General features: G+C 31.9%; 14 protein-coding genes. 11 read left to right on the top strand and 3 right to left on the bottom strand.

The annotated features are described in order from the left end of the window. The first annotated feature begins 1,072 nt into the window (after positions 1–1,072). The 7 genes from AAC084_RS01550 (at position 1,073) to AAC084_RS01580 (ending at position 10,039) form a co-directional block, all read left to right on the top strand. On the top strand, positions 1,073–2,968 hold the full coding sequence (locus AAC084_RS01550; RefSeq protein ID WP_339835969.1) for a prenyltransferase/squalene oxidase repeat-containing protein: 1,896 nt from the start codon (positions 1,073–1,075) through the stop codon (positions 2,966–2,968). Then, the gene (locus AAC084_RS01555; protein ID WP_339835972.1) at positions 2,958–4,172 is read left to right on the top strand and encodes a peptidase, M50 family protein; all 1,215 of its coding nucleotides are present in this window, start codon (positions 2,958–2,960) and stop codon (positions 4,170–4,172) included. The genes AAC084_RS01550 and AAC084_RS01555 overlap by 11 nt, the downstream gene beginning before the upstream one ends. Positions 4,173–4,263: 91 nt before the next feature. Beyond that, the gene (locus AAC084_RS01560) at positions 4,264–4,392 is read left to right on the top strand and encodes a hypothetical protein (protein WP_339835973.1); all 129 of its coding nucleotides are present in this window, start codon (positions 4,264–4,266) and stop codon (positions 4,390–4,392) included. 280 nt (positions 4,393–4,672) lie between these two features. Continuing rightward, positions 4,673–4,804: a hypothetical protein gene (locus AAC084_RS01565; RefSeq protein WP_339835976.1), complete on the top strand. Its 132-nt coding sequence runs from the start codon at positions 4,673–4,675 to the stop codon at positions 4,802–4,804. 441 nt (positions 4,805–5,245) lie between these two features. Next, positions 5,246–6,382, top strand: a complete 1,137-nt coding sequence (locus AAC084_RS01570) for a carboxypeptidase-like regulatory domain-containing protein (protein ID WP_339835979.1) — start codon at positions 5,246–5,248, stop codon at positions 6,380–6,382. A 1,196-nt stretch (positions 6,383–7,578) separates the two neighbouring features. Beyond that, positions 7,579–8,712, top strand: a complete 1,134-nt coding sequence (locus AAC084_RS01575) for a carboxypeptidase-like regulatory domain-containing protein (protein WP_339835981.1) — start codon at positions 7,579–7,581, stop codon at positions 8,710–8,712. A gap of 40 nt (positions 8,713–8,752) precedes the next feature. Further along, on the top strand, positions 8,753–10,039 hold the full coding sequence (locus tag AAC084_RS01580) for a hypothetical protein (RefSeq protein ID WP_339835984.1): 1,287 nt from the start codon (positions 8,753–8,755) through the stop codon (positions 10,037–10,039). 71 nt (positions 10,040–10,110) lie between these two features. Here AAC084_RS01580 and AAC084_RS01585 read toward each other — a convergent pair whose 3' ends face one another. The 3 genes from AAC084_RS01585 to AAC084_RS01595 all read right to left on the bottom strand — a co-directional run bounded on the left by AAC084_RS01585 (position 10,111) and on the right by AAC084_RS01595 (position 12,847). Beyond that, positions 10,111–10,785 carry a tyrosine-type recombinase/integrase gene (locus AAC084_RS01585; protein ID WP_339835986.1) on the bottom strand — a complete coding sequence of 225 codons (675 nt, stop codon included), beginning with the start codon at positions 10,783–10,785 and terminating at the stop codon, positions 10,111–10,113. 59 nt (positions 10,786–10,844) lie between these two features. Further along, positions 10,845–11,348, bottom strand: coding sequence for a hypothetical protein (locus tag AAC084_RS01590; RefSeq protein ID WP_339835988.1), 504 nt, complete (start codon positions 11,346–11,348; stop codon positions 10,845–10,847). Between the two features lie 269 nt (positions 11,349–11,617). Next, entirely contained in the window at positions 11,618–12,847 is a 1,230-nt protein-coding gene (locus AAC084_RS01595; RefSeq protein ID WP_339835991.1) for a hypothetical protein, read from the bottom strand. A 128-nt stretch (positions 12,848–12,975) separates the two neighbouring features. On the opposite strand from AAC084_RS01595, the gene AAC084_RS01600 reads away from it, so the two are divergent. From AAC084_RS01600 to AAC084_RS01615, 4 genes are all read left to right on the top strand, one after another. Continuing rightward, complete coding sequence (locus tag AAC084_RS01600; RefSeq protein ID WP_339835993.1) at positions 12,976–15,333, top strand: TonB-dependent receptor; 2,358 nt, start codon at positions 12,976–12,978, stop codon at positions 15,331–15,333. Positions 15,334–15,417: 84 nt separating this feature from the next. Next, positions 15,418–16,476, top strand: a complete 1,059-nt coding sequence (locus tag AAC084_RS01605) for a hypothetical protein (protein WP_339835996.1) — start codon at positions 15,418–15,420, stop codon at positions 16,474–16,476. A 2-nt stretch (positions 16,477–16,478) separates the two neighbouring features. Beyond that, entirely contained in the window at positions 16,479–17,747 is a 1,269-nt protein-coding gene (locus AAC084_RS01610; protein WP_339835999.1) for a cytosine permease, read from the top strand. Next, the gene (locus AAC084_RS01615; RefSeq protein ID WP_339836002.1) at positions 17,748–19,190 is read left to right on the top strand and encodes an aminoacyl-histidine dipeptidase; all 1,443 of its coding nucleotides are present in this window, start codon (positions 17,748–17,750) and stop codon (positions 19,188–19,190) included. The last annotated feature ends 17 nt before the right edge of the window (positions 19,191–19,207 follow it).

A 19,207-nucleotide genomic window follows, 5' to 3' on the forward strand; every position in this document is an offset into this window, starting at 1 on the left:
CAAAAATAATTCTGCTATAGGAGGGAGAGTTGAATCAATATGTGAACAAATATAAACTCGCAAAATGTTTATCGGACAAGAGACGGCATAAACCGTTCGGTCCTCTTTTTTTTCCGTTTCCTTATCTCTCTAAAAATTTACTAAATAATATAATTGTAGCTAAGTAAAAACAAGGTTGTGAGATGCTTAATTATATTTAATGTACTAAAAATCAACATTATACAAAATTGCTATAGATAAAGTATTAAGTTAAAAATACAATAGCAAGTCTAACCGTAAATTATGAAAAACTCAATTGATAAATTGATACGCAATTTATCAATTGAGTTTTTCTATCTGTTTTCTTTTGAAATAAAATGAATGACCTTTCCATTGTATAAAAAAGGACAAACCATCCCAAATTTTATGTTAACACGTTATAATCAATTTTAATTGTTTTCAAACAGTAACAAATTAAATAGAGCCATATTGAATTCCATCAAAAACCTAGAACGTTTACAAAGATTACACTCGCTAATTAAGCAGGAAGTCACAGGTCAACCAAAAGAGTTGGCTGATCGTTTATTTGTAAGTGAAAGGCTAGTGTATAATCTTATTGACCAATTAAAGGATTTTCAAGCAGATATATGTTATTGCCGTAGTAGGAAGACTTATTACTACTGTGAAAGTTTTCAGTTTGAGGTTAACATTTCAATAATTATTGGCGCCAGCAATAAAACTCAAAAACTGTATGACTTAAGGTATGTTTAGTATAATAAGAGAGGCAATTTCTTTAAAATTATTAGGGGTAAAGCGAAAGTAAATGATAAATCTAATAAAACTAGTAATGGGATATATATTGAGTTATGAAGTAAACACAATTCAATTTATTTTAAATGAAGTATATCAGATAACCTTTTATCTCTCAATTTTGCTTTCAGTACTGTTATTATTTAAAAAACTGTATATGCTAAGAGGATCTAAACTTTTAAAAATAATATATACAAATTTGGAGATTGATTGGGAAGGTTTAAAACATCTTAAATATTAAAATAGCAAATTTTACAAAACAAATCATCAAATAATTTAAACTATGATAGATTTCAACTCATTAACAAAAGAAGATGGCTCGCCAATTTTTTATCAACATTACCCCAGGTTGTTTTCTAAATATTTTACGCAAGTGAAGCCAAGTCTGGTAAATCAACTTTCGAAAGCTGGTTATTTCTATTATCACTCCACATTATTGACTGACTCTTTAATTGATGATAAAGAATTTTCGAATTTCCCTATAATTACCTTGCTTCAAGAAGAGACAGTAAAGATTCTAACTGACATTTATGGCAAGGATTCTGAATTTTGGAGCTACTGGAACAAACGAAGAGAAGAATATTTCACGGCCGTAAAAATCGAAAAGAAGTTGAACTATGATGCGGTTGTAACACTTTCAGAGTATGAAGATTTAGCCGATAAAAAAGCAGCTTTTGGTAAGGTTGCCATTGATTGTCTGCATTTGTTATCTAACAAAAAAGACGAAAAGTTATATCAGGTATTATTAAAATCACATTTTTATTTTTCCATGGGTTTTCAATTATACGATGATGTAAAAGACTTTAAAGAAGATTTCGAAAAAGAACAGTTTAATTGGGCCATTTATGAGCAAAGAAAAGAAGAATATTATGAAGATTTCAAAGATAATCCTATAACCTTAAACAAATTACTTTTTTTAAATGGTACAGGTCAAAAAGTAATGAATACTTCTATCATGTATTTTCAAAAAGCTATAGGCATTATCAGTAGCTTAAATATTGATAGTGAGTGGAAAGGTGTGATTCAAGAAATGAAGCAAACGATAGATGGTTATATCGATATTACAACAGGATATATAAAAACTATTGAAGAAAAGATTCGAATAAAAGAAAACAAGTACGGTGAATACATCTTTTTAAATTATAGTGATGTAGCTGTAAAAGAAATGAAAGATGGGCTGCATTATATTAAAGGTAGTTTTACTCAAAATTATGCAGACTTAAAACATATCATGTACTTAAGTACATCAGAAGGCTTTGAAAACGAAGAAGATATTCATGTTTCAGATGTTTTTCAACGAGCAATGTTAAATGATTGTTTGATTGATGTTTGCAAGGTTTTAAATGTAAATGTTTCTAATTTCTTCAATTTAGAATGCGAGTATTTAATTAGCCAACGAAACACTGATGCCATCGGAGGATGGTCTTATTTTCCTTCTGTAAAAGAAATTGCTGCGGATATAGACGATTTAGGCCAAATAATGCAATTTTTTATTAAATCGGGTAACCAGCATTACATAAAAAAGTATTGTCTACCGGCTATCGATTTAGCTATAGCGGATAGAGTAACCCCAGAAGGAGGCATAGAAACATGGATTATACCTATGAACAATAGGAATAGTTTACAGGAGAAACAAGAAGTGTTTAACTCTACAAAATGGGGTAAAGGGCCTGATGTGGAGGTTGTAGCTAATTTTATATTTGCCTTATCAATTTATGATGCTATTCAATATAAATCTACTATCGAAAATGCTATATTATTTATTTTGAAAAATCAGAATGATCTTGGGTTTTGGGAGAGCCGCTGGTATTATGGTAATTATTATGGCACTTATGTTTGTTTGAGATTATTGAATGAATATAATAATAAAAACACAAGGCAAATTCAAAAAGCCTTAGAGTACATATTAGACGAACAAAATGAAGATGGTGGTTTTTCAACTACAAATTCTAAAGAATCAGATGCACTTTCTACAGCCCTCGCAATATTATCTTTAAAACTCTTTTTTAAAGGAGACCACATGTCAATTAAAAGAGGAATCAAATATCTTAAAATGACTCAGCACGAAAGTGGCTATTGGAATGCTACTAATTTTATAAAACCAAAAGCTCAGGAACCTTATAAAAGTAAAACAATCACAACAGCATTTGTGTTAAAAGCTTTATGTAATGTCGAATAACTACAATGATTTAATACCAGTGCTTTCAGAACATGTAGAATATAATCGCCTTACTGAATCTGAGTTTATTTTAAGTAATACGGTACATAGACATTATTTGAAAATAAACAAAGATGTACATAATTTACTTTCTCAAATAGATGGTAAAAAAAGCTTGGTAGAGCTTTCACAGTCATTTTTTGAAAATTTTGGTCAAAAAATAAGTGTGGAATCTATTTACAAATTACTTTACGAAAACTTATCAACTTACGGAATTTTAAAAGGTTTTGATGAGAAAATTAAAGCGTACCAAAAACCGTCATACTTAAAACTTAGTTTTATAATTTTTCCTGATAAAATGGTTAACAAGCTTACCAGCGAGTTGCATTTCTTATTTAAAAGAAGAAATGTTTTCATTATTTTATTTATTACTACTACGATTGTTTTATCCTTATTGTTTTTCAATTTTAAACTCTTTGAATCTTTCAACCTTCAAGACAGTCTTATTTATTTTATCATTGTTATGGCGTTAAGTGTAACATTTCATGAGATAGGACACGCTACTGCAGCAAGCTATTTCGGTGCAAAACATGGTGGTATAGGTGGGGGGTTTTATTTGTTTACCCCTGTTTATTATGCGGATGTCACAGATATTTGGCGCTTGACGAAAAGACAGCGTATCATAGTAAATTTAGCCGGTATGTACTTTGAGTTGATTTTTTGTTCTTTTATAGCTTTGATTGCGTTTTTATTAGGAAATAGTATTCTTTTATTAATTTCAATAACAGTCTGCTTTCATACTCTATTTAATCTAAATCCATTTTTAAGAAGTGATGGGTATTGGGTACTATCTGACTTAACTAATAAACCAAATTTGTTATTTCATTCTGCTAATAAAGTAAAAGATATCTTTAGATTTCTTTTATTTAAAAAATCTATATCGTGGAATGCTAAAGATATATTTCTATTAGCCTATGGTTCTGTGAGTTTTATTTTTATAGGTTTTTTTCTATACTATGTATTAATAGACAACCCTAGCTCTCTCTTAGATTTCCCCAAGAATGCATACATATTTGTACTTAGCCTATTAAGTAACGATTCTGAGTTTTCATTGGCTAAATATGGTGAACTCATAATTCCTATAATTTTCTTTACGCTCGTAGTTAAATTAAGTATTACGTTTATTAGAAGGCGTTTTAAAAATCATATCAAAGCCGAAACTTAAAATCAATTGTTTTACAGTAATTGAGAAATTCTCTGCAAGGTTTATGCAGTAGGTAGTTATAATTTTTTAAAAGAATTAAAATCGAATAATAATGGAAAAGAAAACAATAGAGCTATTTGAAATGGAAGAGTTAGAAAAAAGATTTGAGATGGGATGGGGAGGAAAAAGGGATAATCCAGGATTACCTGATGAAGAGCCTTTTGGGTTAACAATTAGGTAAGAATTGAGTAAGAATTGAGTAAGAAATTGGTAATGTCCAAGTAAATAAAGAAATATTTAATAGTTAATTTTTATTCTTTTGTGAATCGAAAATAAAGTTTTAGAAAAAAGATTTGAAATAAGTTGAGAACAAAAAAACTCGTATGGGCTGTGACCAACAATATGTTGCCGAAAAAGTTAATGAGTTTGAATAAGGACTAAGTTCAAAATAGAAATATAGAACTTTTTAAATTATATGTAATCAATTAATAAGTGCAATACCAACATTAAAATATAATAACATGAAAAAAGAAAATGAAGTATTAGTAAATTTTGAGGTTGAAGAACTTGAAAAACGTTTTGAAATGGCCTGGGTAAGAACAATTAATCGTACCGCTAGAGAGATAGCTGAGGAGCTACCTGATATGGAATAATGAAAAAAGATTAGTTAGCTAGTAGAAGAGCTTGAAAAAATTTTGAATTGGGTTGGGGAAAGAGAAAGAAAGCATTAGAAGTAGTTTGGTTTATTCAAAAGTAAGTTGCTCAATAATTTATCTAACACTGAGGTAATTAATCTTTAAAGTTAATTAAAGAGGGCTATTTACCTATGCCGATATTAAAATAGGTATGTATTTAAATTAAATATTATGAAAAATGAAGAAGTACTAGTTAGTTTTCAAGTAGAAGAGCTTGAAAAACGTTTTGAGATGGGTTGGGGTGGCAAAAAAAAGAATTTTGACCCTAATGATTACCCAGCAATAGCCTAGTTTTTTTAACTGTAGAGCTTAAAGGGCTTGTAATATTACAGGCCCTTATTCAGTTATTTAGATAAAAAATAATTTTCAGTACACGAGTAAATTTAAACAAACCTCATCATGAGACCTCAATATCTCTTATCATTTTTCTTTTTTATTAATAGTTTATATGGCCAATTTGTTCATAAAGGCGTTATTGTAGATTCTGTTTCGTTAGAGCCTATATCTTATGTAAATATATCTTGGTCATCTTCAAAAGGAACCATCACCAATGAACAAGGGAAATTTAAATATATAAGTGAAGGGTATGATGAAAATATTTCAATTTATATATCACATCTAGGGTACGAAAATAAGATTATACCAAGAACCGTATTATCAGATACTATTTACCTTGTTCAAAAAACGTATCAGTTAAATGAGGTTACAGTAATTGACACCAAAGAATTAAAGAATAAGATTTTAAAAAATATTGAAAATAATTATGATTCAGGAAAAACATGCGAATCATTCTTTATTAAACAATTTTTACAGGAAAATGGAGATTATGTTAACTATCTGGAAGCAGTAGGAGTTGTCGAGAATCGTTCAAAATCTGATATTCTCAAAGTTAAAATAAAAGGAGTTCGTAAAACTGATGACCTTATTACTCCATACATAAATTTTATTCATCAAAATATTTATCTGTTATTGACTGAAGCCACTACAGAAATTATTAATAAGGGCAAAATTATAGATTATGACTGGGTTGATTCTAATATCATTGAAGCCATATTAGAAGAATATAAAACTAAACAAAAATATTTATTGACCATTGACACCTCAGACCACTCGATACAGAGGGTTGTGAAAAATACTCTGACAAACGAATTAAAGAATAAATTTCAATGGGAAACTATTCGTGATGAAGGAGAAGAAAAAGAGTTCGAAGGATATTTGCAGGGCAAGCTGCTAGAATATGACTTTAAAAAAATTAAAGGAAAATATTATTTAAATAGAATTCGTCATAAAGTGAAAGCTGTACTCGTTAGCAAAGATAATACTATAAAGCATGAATTTTTAAGTGAACAATTATATTTAACGACTGAAGTGATTTCTGATTGCCAAACGAAAGAAATGAAAGCTTTAAAGAGAGGTAAAGCCTTAAATGATCTTAAAATTAAAGATTACAATAATGAGTCGTGGCAATTTTTAAACGCTATTCTTCCCCTAGCAGAACAACAAAAAATACTAAATGAATTAGGGGGTGTTCGTTAAACAAAAAGGCTTTTATCTCATTGGATTATCCAAAAGTTCCGTTGCCCAGATTTTTTTGTAGGGTTCTTTAAAAAGATTAAGAGTATAGTTCTATCAATTTCTATTCTAAAACCTTTTTGTGGATTATAATACAACTGTATTATGAAAGTCGCGTAAAGAATTTGACATCGGCTTTTTTTTTAAACCATCTTTATATTAAAATTATTATTCCTGCAAGGTTTGTGCAGTAGGTGAAAGTACATTAGTAAAATAGTATTGTAAGTATTAATACAGCCATTTAAAAAAAACTAATAGTTTAGAATTGACATGAAAAGAGGTGATTATTTGAAATATACCTAGTGGGTCAAAAAGGTAATCTCTAATTACTTAAATGAAATAATATTAAAGATGACATGCTAGAGTTGTTCGTTTCAGAGGAGTTAGAATAAAGATTTAAAATGGGTTGTAAACCTCGTTTCTTGGCGAATTGAGTTGTTTTGAAAATTGTGAGTGTGATAAAAGGTAATTTAATACGGATTTAGATAAAAAATTTTGAAATAAAGAAGTATAAATATAAACTTAATAATATGAAAAATGAAATTTTGGATTTGTTCAGTACAGAGGAATTAGAGCAAAGATATGAGATGGGCTGGAAAGTAAATCTTGAAATATGTACCGGAGATGCTTGTAATGAGCAATAGAATAGGAGTAACAGGGAGGGAGCCGAAAATCCTTAGATAGAGTAGGTATATAATTAAACCAATTATTATGAAAAATGACATGTTAGATTTGTTTAGTTCAGAAGAATTAGAGCAAAGGTTCGAAATGGGCTGGAAAGCTAAAGCAGAATTCTGCAGTGGTGATGCTTGTAATCAGCAATAGAATAGGAGTAACAAGGAGGGAGCCGAAAATCCTTAGGTAGAGTAGGTAAATAAATAAACCAATATATTATGAAAAATGACATGTTAGATTTGTTCAGTTCAGAGGAATTAGAGCAAAGGTTCGAAATGGGCTGGAAGGGAAAGGTTGAATTTTGCAGTGGTGATGCCTGTAATGCTGCTGAGAAGTAATTAATTTTAATTGTTTCAAGGGTGTCATTAATGTTTAATCTACGTTGATGCAACACACTCTGTTATTGACTTGGATGTTTATGAAATATTTAAAGTATTTTCTTTAAATTATAGCATGAAAATTTTTGACACCCTTACATTTTGATTATGAAATATAATACCATTTTTCTATTTTTTTTTACATTAACATTTTTATCTGCACAGAATAATTATAGGGGTATAGTATTGGATTCTTTATCTGGAGAGCCAATGAAATATGCCAATTTTATTTGGGAAAATGGTCATGGAGCCATTACTAATGAGGAAGGGGGATATGAGTTTTTCGTTAGATCAAATGATAGCTTATTAATTACTATTTCCTATATAGGGTATCATGACTTACAATTGAATTTGGGGGAGTTGAATGACACAATTTATCTTTCACCTAAAGCTTACGAACTTGATGAAGTTGTAGTTATTGATACTGATGATTTGAAGAAAAAAATTTTAGTAAATTTTAATAAAAATTATGAATTAAATAGTTCTTGTGAAGAGTTTTTTTATAAACAGTTCTTAAAAGAAAATGATAAATATGTCAATTATTTAGAGAGTATTGGGGTAGTTAAAAAACTAGTAGATATTGAGGGACAAGAACTTTATATTAAAGGAGTTCGTAAAACGGAGAATTTAATCACTTCGTATGTAAATTTTCGTTTTCAAAGTATATCAAGGCTGTTTGACAGAATTTCTAAAAATATTCTTAAAGATGGAGAAATAACAGATTATGATTGGATTGCTGAAAAATTGATAGAAGTAACCGTAAAAGATTATGAAACTGAAAAGGATTATATACTGACAATTGATACATCGGACTATTCTATACAAAAAGTAATTAAGAGCGATTTGACAGAGGGTTTTAATGAAAAAATATTTTCAAAAACTATGTATATTAATAATAAAAGTCGTGAAGTAGATGGTTTTCTACAAGGTGAATTTTTCGAGTACGACTTTAAAAAAGTAGAAGGTAAATATTTTTTAAACCACATATATCATAAAGGAAAAGGGATATTATTAAGTAAAGACAAAACAGTTAAGCATCAATTCATTAGTGAACAATTATATTTGACCACAAACATATCAAGTTCTTGCAATCCAAAGAAAAATTATTCACAATTAAAAAGGGGTAGAGACTTACGAGATATCAATGCAAAACTCGACCAGGAGCAATGGTCAAAACTTAATGCAATACTACCTCTGAAAGAACAATTAGAAATTATTTCAACTCTAGGAAAGGTAGAATAGTTTATTTAAAAAAACTCAGGAGTGCCCTATAATACTAAATATGGGCAAAATTTTTACAAAATATATGGTGTCAAATGGTGAATTAGTAAATAGCAGGGTCAAAATAGCAAATATTATTCCTGTAAAGTCAACAGAGTTGAGCGTGCAAGAGTTTTCAGAAAATGAGTATTTATTACATCAAAAAAAATATGGACATTATGTAAAAGTCTCAAAACATGTTTATCAATTGCTTGATTTGATTGACGGTAAAAAGGACTTTGAAGTCATTTCTATTGAATATAGTTTGAAGTATAATCAGAAAATTACGCCTGAATTACTATATAAATTGTTTTTCAATGATTTGTCTAAATATGGATTGCTTCTAAACACTTCTGAAATAGCGGAATATGTTAAAAAACCAGATTACCTTAAATTAAGCTTTACGATTATAAAAGAAGAAACTTTAGCCAAGATAACACCCTTATGTAAACGAATGTTTATTCCTAATTTAATAGGGGTCGTATCCATACTTTCTTTAGTTATTTGTCTTTTAACACTTTGGTTTAACTTCCAAGAAATAAAAGATTTTTTCTATATGTTCGTGCCAACTACGGTTTCGTTATTGTATTTTTTTGGGATTATGTTTCTTAGTGTCACGTTTCATGAATTTGGTCATGTTTCGGCAGCAAAATTTTATGGAGCTAAACATGGTGGAATTGGAGGAGGCTTTTATTTATTTACACCTGTCTACTATGCGGACGTCACAGATATATGGAAATTACCTGTAAAGCAGCGAATCATGGTCAATCTGGCTGGAGTATATTTTGAATTAATCTTTTGTTCTATTTTATGTATACTATCTGTCATAATTTCCAATTCTTATCTAGGGGTAATGGCGTTTATTGTTTTTGTACATTCCTTGTATAATCTAGTTCCATTTGTTAGAAATGACGGTTATTGGGTTCTGTCGGATGCATTGAATTCACCCAACCTAAGTAAAAATTCTACAAAAAAATTACTGCAATGGACAAAGAGTGTTTTTCGTTTAAAGAAATTTCAGTATAGTTTAAAGACTATTTTTCTACTTTTATATGGATTTATCAATAATTTTCTTATAATTTTTTATGTTGTTTCTGTTTTAGTTTATGATTCCGAATCTATTTTATATTTTCCGTGGAATATTTACGAATATGTTAATAATGTTTTTGTCTCTAATTTCATATTTTCAGATTTAAAGCAATTTGTAGTTCCGCTTGTATTTTATTATTTGGTTTTTAAGCTCCTCAAAAGGGTAATTAAAAATTTCTCTTTAGGTTATCAAAAATTGAAATCTAGTCTTCCTATTTGAATATTTCTTTATCTTTTATCTTTTATCTTTTTAGCAGTTAGCTAATTGGACTGTAATCTTTTCCTCAGCAATTACTCAACTACTCTTGAATTTGCATCATCCAACATCTCGTTTTCAAAACTTTTTAAATAAACCTGAGTGGTCCGAAGAGAATTATGTCCAAGTCCCTCACTAATTACCTCAGTAGAAATACCTAAATATTTTGCGATTGTAGCCCAAGAATGTCTTATGGAATATGTTGTAAATTTTTCTTCGATACCTGCATCTGTTGCGATTATTTTTAAACGTTCATTCACACGCCGGCGTATAGATTTATATTTTTCGTAATGTTCTGTACTACCATCATAATTGATAGGAAATAAATAATCTTCCGAATTTTTATTAATTATATAGTAGCTTAAAATGTCTGAGAGTTCAGACGTGATTTTTACTGAAAGTGGGTCGCCGGTTTTACTTCTACCATAGTAGAGCCTATCGCCTTGTATATTGTTTATTTTTAGCTTTACCAAATCAATCAAGTTCATCCCTCTACAGTTGAACATAATCAAAATATAATTTTTCGCATGCCAAAGGATTGAATCCTTTGGGTAACACAAATTTCTTATTTCTTGAAAATTGTTTTTAGAAGTAGCCCTTTTTTTAGTGTGCTTGCTAGTTGGAATTTTATATTTTAAAAATGGATTACTTAAAGGAATAAACTCATCTTCTTCTATTGCCTTATTATAAATAGCCCTTAACCCTCTCATATACGAGTTAATTGTACCTGGTCTATTTCCATTTGAAATAAAGTAAACTTCGTAATCCTTTAGAAGACTAACCGAATATCATCTTTCTTACAAAATTTCAAAAAACGATTGATGCAACTTGAATACCACTCAGCAGTAGATGGTGAGTTCATTTTTCTTTTACGATTTATGATGACATTTCCACTTTCAACTAATGTAATATTATTTTTTATTTGATGTCTTTCAATAGTGTCGATTTGGCTATCCCATGAATTTTTAATCGCTTCAACCAATTGATCCGCGTTAATTTTATTAATATCACGACCAAAGTTTTTTATTTTTTTCTTGGCAAGATGGAGTTTGTCATTTATTTCTTCTTCAATAGCATCATGGTCTTTGTTTTGATTATAGGAAGCTGATTTTTTTAGCCTCGCATTTTTTTCATCCCAACCTTTGATTGTTGAGGAAAAACCAAGGGTTATAAATCGTTGTTTTTTATGATAAACATAAAGCACAATTGGATATGAATTATCACTCCTTTTTGATGTTTTTCTGAGGTCTAAAGTAAGTCTTGCTAATGCCATTTTTGAATCTAAACTTACTTTAAGGTATGGAAAAAATTGCATACTTTTTGCATACTTTTTTTTGAAATCAAACCAAGATAAATGATTTCAAAAAAAATAAAAAATGTAAAAAACTGAAATTCAATAATTTATGAAGTTAAGAAGTGGAATAGATTTGTTGAATTGAAGACTGGCAGGCAAGAGGTCACCGGTTCAAATCCGGTATTCTCCACGTAAAAAGGCTTCCAGTTTTGGGAGCTTTTTTTATGTTCATTTTGGAAGCTTTTTAATTACTTATTTTCAAAACTAAGCCTCACTTCTCCGCTTACTAACCTATTTTCATTATCAACACCACTATAGACTCCATCTTGAAATAGGTTACCTTCTTTTAAATAATAAGTTTTAAAATACATATCTAAACGATCAAACGCAACAACGCCTGTGAGATTAAAACTAAAGTATACGACCGAACCTTTATTTAATAGTTCTAAATTGTCTCTTTCAAAATAAACATTCTCATCTAGTGGTATCATCTTATAATTTTCAGATAATATCTTAAACTTGAAGATTTCGGTTCGATCACCTTGTAAATTTATAGTCAGCTCGTAAGTACCCGTAATACTTTTGTAAATAGCAGCATACGGACTATTTTTTGATATTTCTAAAAAGTGTTTTGGCACTATTGTTTTATTGACAATTCTTTGGTTTCTAATTTCCATAGCAATATATGGTGGTATATCAGAAGAATCGAATTGTGTTTCCATATCCTCTTTAGACTCGTACTTTTCGAGAATGAACCTGCCTGCAACCGAATTATTATAAAGATCAAATGTGTTATAACAACCAATGAGGTATTTAAGATGCGCAGGGTTGTTTTGCCCTATATATATTATCTCGCTAGCGCCTTCTACCAATTTACCGTTTAACATTGTTTTGTTTCTAATAAAAATGGCGTCTTCCCTAATTATAATATTACCAAAGTCATAAAATTCCTTGTAATTACCTTCTTTGTCTGGGTATCTATAGGTATTTTTTATTTTTTTCCAATTATTAGAAATAATGGTTTTACCTTTTTGTATTACCCCATCTTCACCGAAATAATAATTTAAATAGTAATAGGTTTTATTATCGTTTTCACCGTAGAGTAATGAGCGTTGCGATTTTTCAACCTCACCATTTATTCTATTTTTTTCTAGAAACTGTTCAATATTCTCAAATCCTAAGTAGAGTAGAACAATAGATTTATAGTATTGATTAAGTTTAATAATAGATTTACCCTTATGAAATTCACGTACTTTATCATAGAGATACTTGCCATTTATGAAATCGCTGCCAATTTGCTCTAAATCACTTTTTAAATTTGGTTTTAAAGAGTCATAATTGCCATAACCAAAATACTGCATTGATTTTGGTAAACTCTTAAGTGAATGCTTCTTCTTAAAAGTTTTCTCCAGTTCATTTAGTAATAATTCAAAATATTCAGAGGTGAGTGATAGAGATTGAACTTCCTGTTTATTCATAAATTCCGAATTTACATTATAAAATTATTAAAAAATTTATTAGTAATTAGAAATAATCAAAAATAAGTATTGTGAATTAAATTTATAATCTATTGATAACGAACATTGTACTCATTAAAACCAAACTCATGAAAAAACTAATTTTAACTCTTTTATTGATTCCTATGTTAACATGGGGTCAAAATAAAACCGTAAGTGGCGTTGTAACCGATGGTAATGATCCACTCCCTGGGGTGAACATTATTGAAAAAGGAACCACAAATGGGGTTACTACAGATTTCAATGGTAATTACGAAATTGTAGTGGCATCTACTGCTATTTTAGAATTTTCATATATCGGTTTCAAAATACAAGAAATCACAGTTGGCAATGAATCTACCATTAATATTGCCATGGAAGAAAATACAGAGCAACTTGAGGGGGTAGAAGTTACCGGATTTGCTGGGGTTGTTGGTCGAGCAAGAAAAAGAACCGAATCGGTACAATCTATTCCTGAGTCTATTACCGCATTAAATGCAGAAGGTATTGAGAATAATGGTATAAATAACGTTACGAATTTTGCTAAGCTGGTACCGAATATGAAGCTAAACAGTTCGCAATCAGCGGGCGTTAACTTTTTAACCGTTCGTGGTATTCCTCAAATTCGTAATGCCGATGCTCCAGTTGCATTCGTCATAGATGGGGTTACTATACCTGATCCGAGTTTATTAAATCAAGAACTTTTCGATTTAGCTTTAATTGAAGTCGTAAAAGGTCCGCAAGGAGCACTTTATGGAAAGAATGCAATTGGCGGAGCCATTAACATTTATTCTAAAGAACCAGTAAATACTCAAAAGAACACACTTACTTTAGGGTATGGTAATGCAAATGCTTTATTAACACAATTTGTTTCTTCGGGTGCACTTAAAAAAGACAAGCTTTTCTATAGGTTGTCAACACAATTTAGAAATTTTGATGGCTTGTTGACCAATGAGTTCGACAATGAAAAAGTAGATTTTGAAAGAAATTTTAATATAAGAGGTCAGTTAATTGCACGATTTTCTCCAAAATTTAAAGCAAGTGCTACACTTCAATTTATTGATGTTGCAGCAGGTGCCGCACGTTATTCGGTGAACCCTACCGGAAATATATTTGTAGATGGTTTTCCGGGGGGAACATTAAACCCTAATCCTGAAAAAGGGAATAATGTAATCAATCACGATGAGCCGGGAAAATCTGATGTTAGCAATGCTTTCGGAAACCTGAGTATGGAGTATACACCAGGTAAGGTTAAAATTCAAAGTATAACTTCATATAATTATGTAGATAGGTCTTTGAGTGGTGATTTAGATTTTATACCATTTGATGATTTTACCCAAGGCGAAACCGCCGAGACTAAAACCTTCAATCAAGAATTACGATTAAATAATGTGGGCTCTAACGGAAAAGTAAATTGGAGTGCAGGTGGTTTTTATCAAGACATAGAAAAGCCTTTCTTTCAAGATGGGTTGAGTCGTGATTTTGATTTGAATGAATTGTTTTATGGTGTAGCGGCCGATGTGGTAAATACGACTACTACATTCGCGTTTTTTGGTTTTGTTGATTATAAATTGACAGACAAATTAACGGCAGCGGTAGGTTTCCGTTATGACAATGATACCTTTAAACAACAAGATAACTTGTTCGAAGAAACTTCAGAACGATCAAATAATATTGTACAGCCCAAAGCATCAATATCTTACCAAGCGACAGAGAATGCTTTAATTTATGCCAATTACGGCCGCGGTTATAGAACAGGTGGTTTCAACCCTGCAGTTACCGATCGTTTCAACAGAAGTTTTGAAGATGAACTTACAGACAACTTTGAATTAGGTTTTAAAACTTCTATGTGGGACAACCGATTTATTTTGAACGGTTCTGCTTTTTACACAGATTTTACGAACCAACAGCAATATATTTTTGACCTGAGTACCTTCTATGCAGGTAATTACAATTACGATAAAAGTAGAATTATCGGTTTTGAATTTGATGCAAAACTGCGACTTTCAAAGTATTTAGACGTGCTGGCTAATTATGGTTTTGTAGATTCAGAAATTACCGATGGTGGTACTACTGGTGGCGCAGACGGCACTGCTACAGATTTAAATGTTTTCAACGGAAAGAAAACACCATTCGTACCGGTAAACAATTTCAACATTGGTCTTGAGTCTAATGTTGCATTGACCGAAACGGTAGATTTTAATGCCAATGTAAACTTGAATAGTACAGGTAAGACCTATTGGGATGAACTGAATCAAGATGGCTCCACAACAGATGCATATCAGTTACTTGATGCCCGTGCTTCTATATCTTTTGATAACATAAAAGTTACGCTTTGGGGTAATAACATTCTCGATAAGCAATATTATACAGAATTTGTACCTGGCGCATTGTTCGGCGGTTTTGATGATTTCGGATGGAGAGGTCGTCCAGCTACATACGGTGCGTCTTTTGCCGTTAGTTTTTAATTTAGTTTTTGAAATAGTTTAGTGAAGAAGGAGGAATTTATCTCTTGATGATTTCTCCTTTTTAAATCAATAAAATTGCATACAATGAACAACAATACAAATTATCATATGGAGCGTGCCTTGGTTGCAAAGGTTATCATGCAAGACATGTTTAAGGTACAACCTGGCGAATCTGTAGCTATTACTGCAGACTCTGGTAACGATATAGAATTAATGAATGCTTTTGCGGCGGCAGTATATGCCATAGGCGGTAAACCGTTGTTAATATGGACTCCAAAAGCAGAAAAAGATGGGCAGGCAGGTTTGAAAGATTGGCCTGCAGAAGCGTTGACGGCTGCATTGAGTAATGTCGATGTTTGGTTAGAATGTAATTCTACCATTCTATTATATTCAGATATTTGGGAAAACGCGTTTAAGAACAACAAAAAACTACGTTATCTAATTATTGCAGACTCTTCAGTGCAATCATTAATTAGAACCTTTACAGGGTACAAAGTAGCAGATCTAGGTGAAATGCTTAATAAAGTACGCGACATGGTTTTGAAGTGTAAAACAATTCGCATTACTAGCGATAATGGTACAGATGTATCTTATGACATTGACCTAAATTATACGTTTGATATTGACGATGGCGACTTCTCGATGCCTAAATTTGGTACCGCTCCGGGGTATGTAAACATGGTTCCTAAGATAGAAAGCATGAATGGCACCATTGTTTTTGACCTTTTAATGAATGCAAATGTTTACGGTACCGATAACCGAATAGAATTTGTAATGAAAGATAGTAAGATTGCTGATGTAAAAGGTACGCCCGCAGAGGCAGAGAAATTTAAGGAGTACCTTGCATCATTCAACGATCCTAATATGTACAAAATATCGCATAATATGTTTGGTCTTAACCCTAGTATTCGTAAAATGCGAGGAGAGGTTGTAGAAGACGAACGTGTGTGGGGTGGTGTAGATTTTGGCTTCGGTCATACAAGTCCGATGGATATGCCTCCGTTGGGTCAAGTTGCGAAATCTCATTTTGATGGTATTGTGGGTAAAGTAAGTATTTACCTTGATGATGTACAAATTGTTGAAGACGGTGTTTACATGCATCCAGATTTAAAACCTTTAGCAGAGAAACTAATAGGCGCATAACTATGTCAACTGAAGCAGAACAGGTAAACGACGATTACTCCAGAACGAAAGTACCCGAAGAAAAGACCGTTCATGGTCTTCGTATCGCTGGTATTATCGTTGGTATTGGTATTACGCTTCCCGTACTGTTTTTAGGTGCAGAAGTAACCCAATCTGTAGGTATGAGTACCGCTATTTGGATTTTTGTAGGTGTCTGTCTTGTGCTTAGTGTGCTATGTGGTATTACCGCTGTAATTGGTAACCGTACACGCTTATCTACCTATATGCTGTTGCATTTTCCTTTTGGTAAAATGGGTGCAAAACTCATAAATGTCATTGTAGGTGTAACACTATTAGGTTGGTATGCAGTAACTATTGAAATCTTCGGAACCTCATTAAACGATGCCTTTACACAGTTATTAGGATGGAATTTTCCCGCCTGGATAAGTATTTTAATCGGCAGTGCCTTAATGACATTGACGGCTCTTTATGGTATTAAAGCCATGGAGAAATTATCTAATATTTCAGTACCGTTACTGCTCATATTTATGGTGTTTGTACTGTTTACCTCTTTAGGAGGAAGCGAGTGGGATGTTATAATTGCATTTGAAGGTTCTGGCGGAATCGGAATTCGAGAGGCCATTTCTGCCGTGGTAGGTATGGCGATATTGACTCCTGTTTTAATGCCAGATTATTCTCGATTCGCAAGAACAGATAAAGATAGTTTATTGGCAGTTTTGGGTTTGGCCATTGGGTTCCCAATTGTATTATTGGCAGGTGGTATACCAAGTTTGACTACTGGTGAAATCGATATTATGAAAATTATGATAGGCTTAAGCCTAACGCTACCAGCCTTACTTATTTTAATATTCTCGACTTGGACAACCAATTCTGCAAATCTATATTCTACAGTACTTACCTTTTCCACAATTTTTACAAAACAGGGTAATTGGCGTATAGGGCTTGTTGCAAGTGCTATCGGTACTATTTTGGCAATAGGAGGAGTTACCGGCTATTTTATCGATTTTCTTAATATTTCGAGTATTTTCATTCCGCCAGTATCGGCTATTTTTATTGCAGATTTCTTTTTTGTGAAAAAGCAAAATTATGATTTAAAAGATTTTGACAGCCTTCCTAATTTTGATTTGGCAGCAGGTATTAGTTGGATCGTAGCCTGTATTGTAGCCTATTTAGGTGCATACGATTATATGACATTAACTACCATTTCATTTTTCGATTCCTTTTTAGTGGCTTTCATCTTATACCTTATCCTCAAAAAAATAATAAAGTAAATGGTTCTTAACGATTTAAAACCTAGTGCCATTTGGCAACATTTCGAGTCAATTAACTCAATTCCGAGGGCATCTACCAAAGAAGAAGAAATCATTCAATTCATGATTGCCTTTGGGAACTCATTGGGTTTGGAAACCATAGTGGATGATATAGGCAACGTCATAATCAAAAAGCCAGCATCCGCAGGAAAAGAAAATCATAAAACTGTTGTATTGCAAGGTCACTTAGATATGGTACACCAAAAGGAAGCCGGGTCTAAATTTGATTTTGCTACCCAAGGTATTGAAATGTACATAGATGGAGATTGGGTAAAGGCCAAAGAAACCACATTAGGTGCAGATAATGGTATAGGTTCTGCTGCAATAATGGCCGTATTATCTTCAAACGATTTGGTTCATCCGCCGATAGAAGCACTTTTTACCATAGATGAAGAAATGGGAATGACAGGTGCCATGGCATTGACCAACGAACAATTAAAGGGTAAAATACTACTGAATCTTGATTCTGAAGAAGATGATGAAATAACCATAGGTTGCGCTGGCGGTGCCGATGTAGAAATTAAAGGAACTTACGCTACAGAAACTTTAAATGCTGCCGGCTATGAAATGCAAACCATAACTGTAGGTAATTTAACAGGTGGTCATTCGGGTGTAGATATTCACCTTAATCGCGCCAACGCTATTAAAGTAATGGCAGAATGCCTGCAAGAACTCACTGCTAAGTTAGAATGTAGAATACAGTCTGTACACGGTGGTACGTTAACCAACGTAATACCTAGAGATTGTAGCGCTGTAGTTGCGATACCAACCACAGAATTAGATGAATTTATAAGTGAACTGAAAGTCTTAGAAAGTAAGAGGAGACAGCAGTATGCTGCAACAGATTCGGCATTGACGATTGCGACTACAAAAACGGCAACTACGCTATCTGTAATGAGCAAGGATGCACAAGACTATTTGCTTTCGGGTTTACTATCGATACCGAACGGGGTATATAGAGTTACCCCTAAAATGCCAGATTTGGTACAGACCTCTAACAGTATTTCTATTATTAAATTAGAAGGAGGTAGGTATACGATTGCCTGTCATGCAAGAAGCTCGGTAGATAAAGAGCGTTTAGAAATTATAGAAACCATTACAGGTATTTTCAATGAAAGTGACGTGCTTGAAATAGGACCTTACCCTGGTTGGGAACCTCGCCCTGATAGCGAGCTTTTACATGAGGCAGTAGCTATTTACGAAAAATTAAATGGAGTAAAACCCGCAGTCAAGTCTATACATGCAGGCTTAGAAACTGGTATATTATCTGGCACATATCCTGATATGGAAATGATATCTTTTGGACCTAATATTCTAGGAGCCCATTCACCAGAAGAACGTTTGCAAATTAGTTCAACACAAAAATTCTGGAAGTTTCTTACCGAAATATTAAAGAACTTATAATTTGTTTTAATACATAA

The organism is uncultured Maribacter sp. (assembly GCF_963977385.1).
Lineage (GTDB): Bacteria > Bacteroidota > Bacteroidia > Flavobacteriales > Flavobacteriaceae > Maribacter.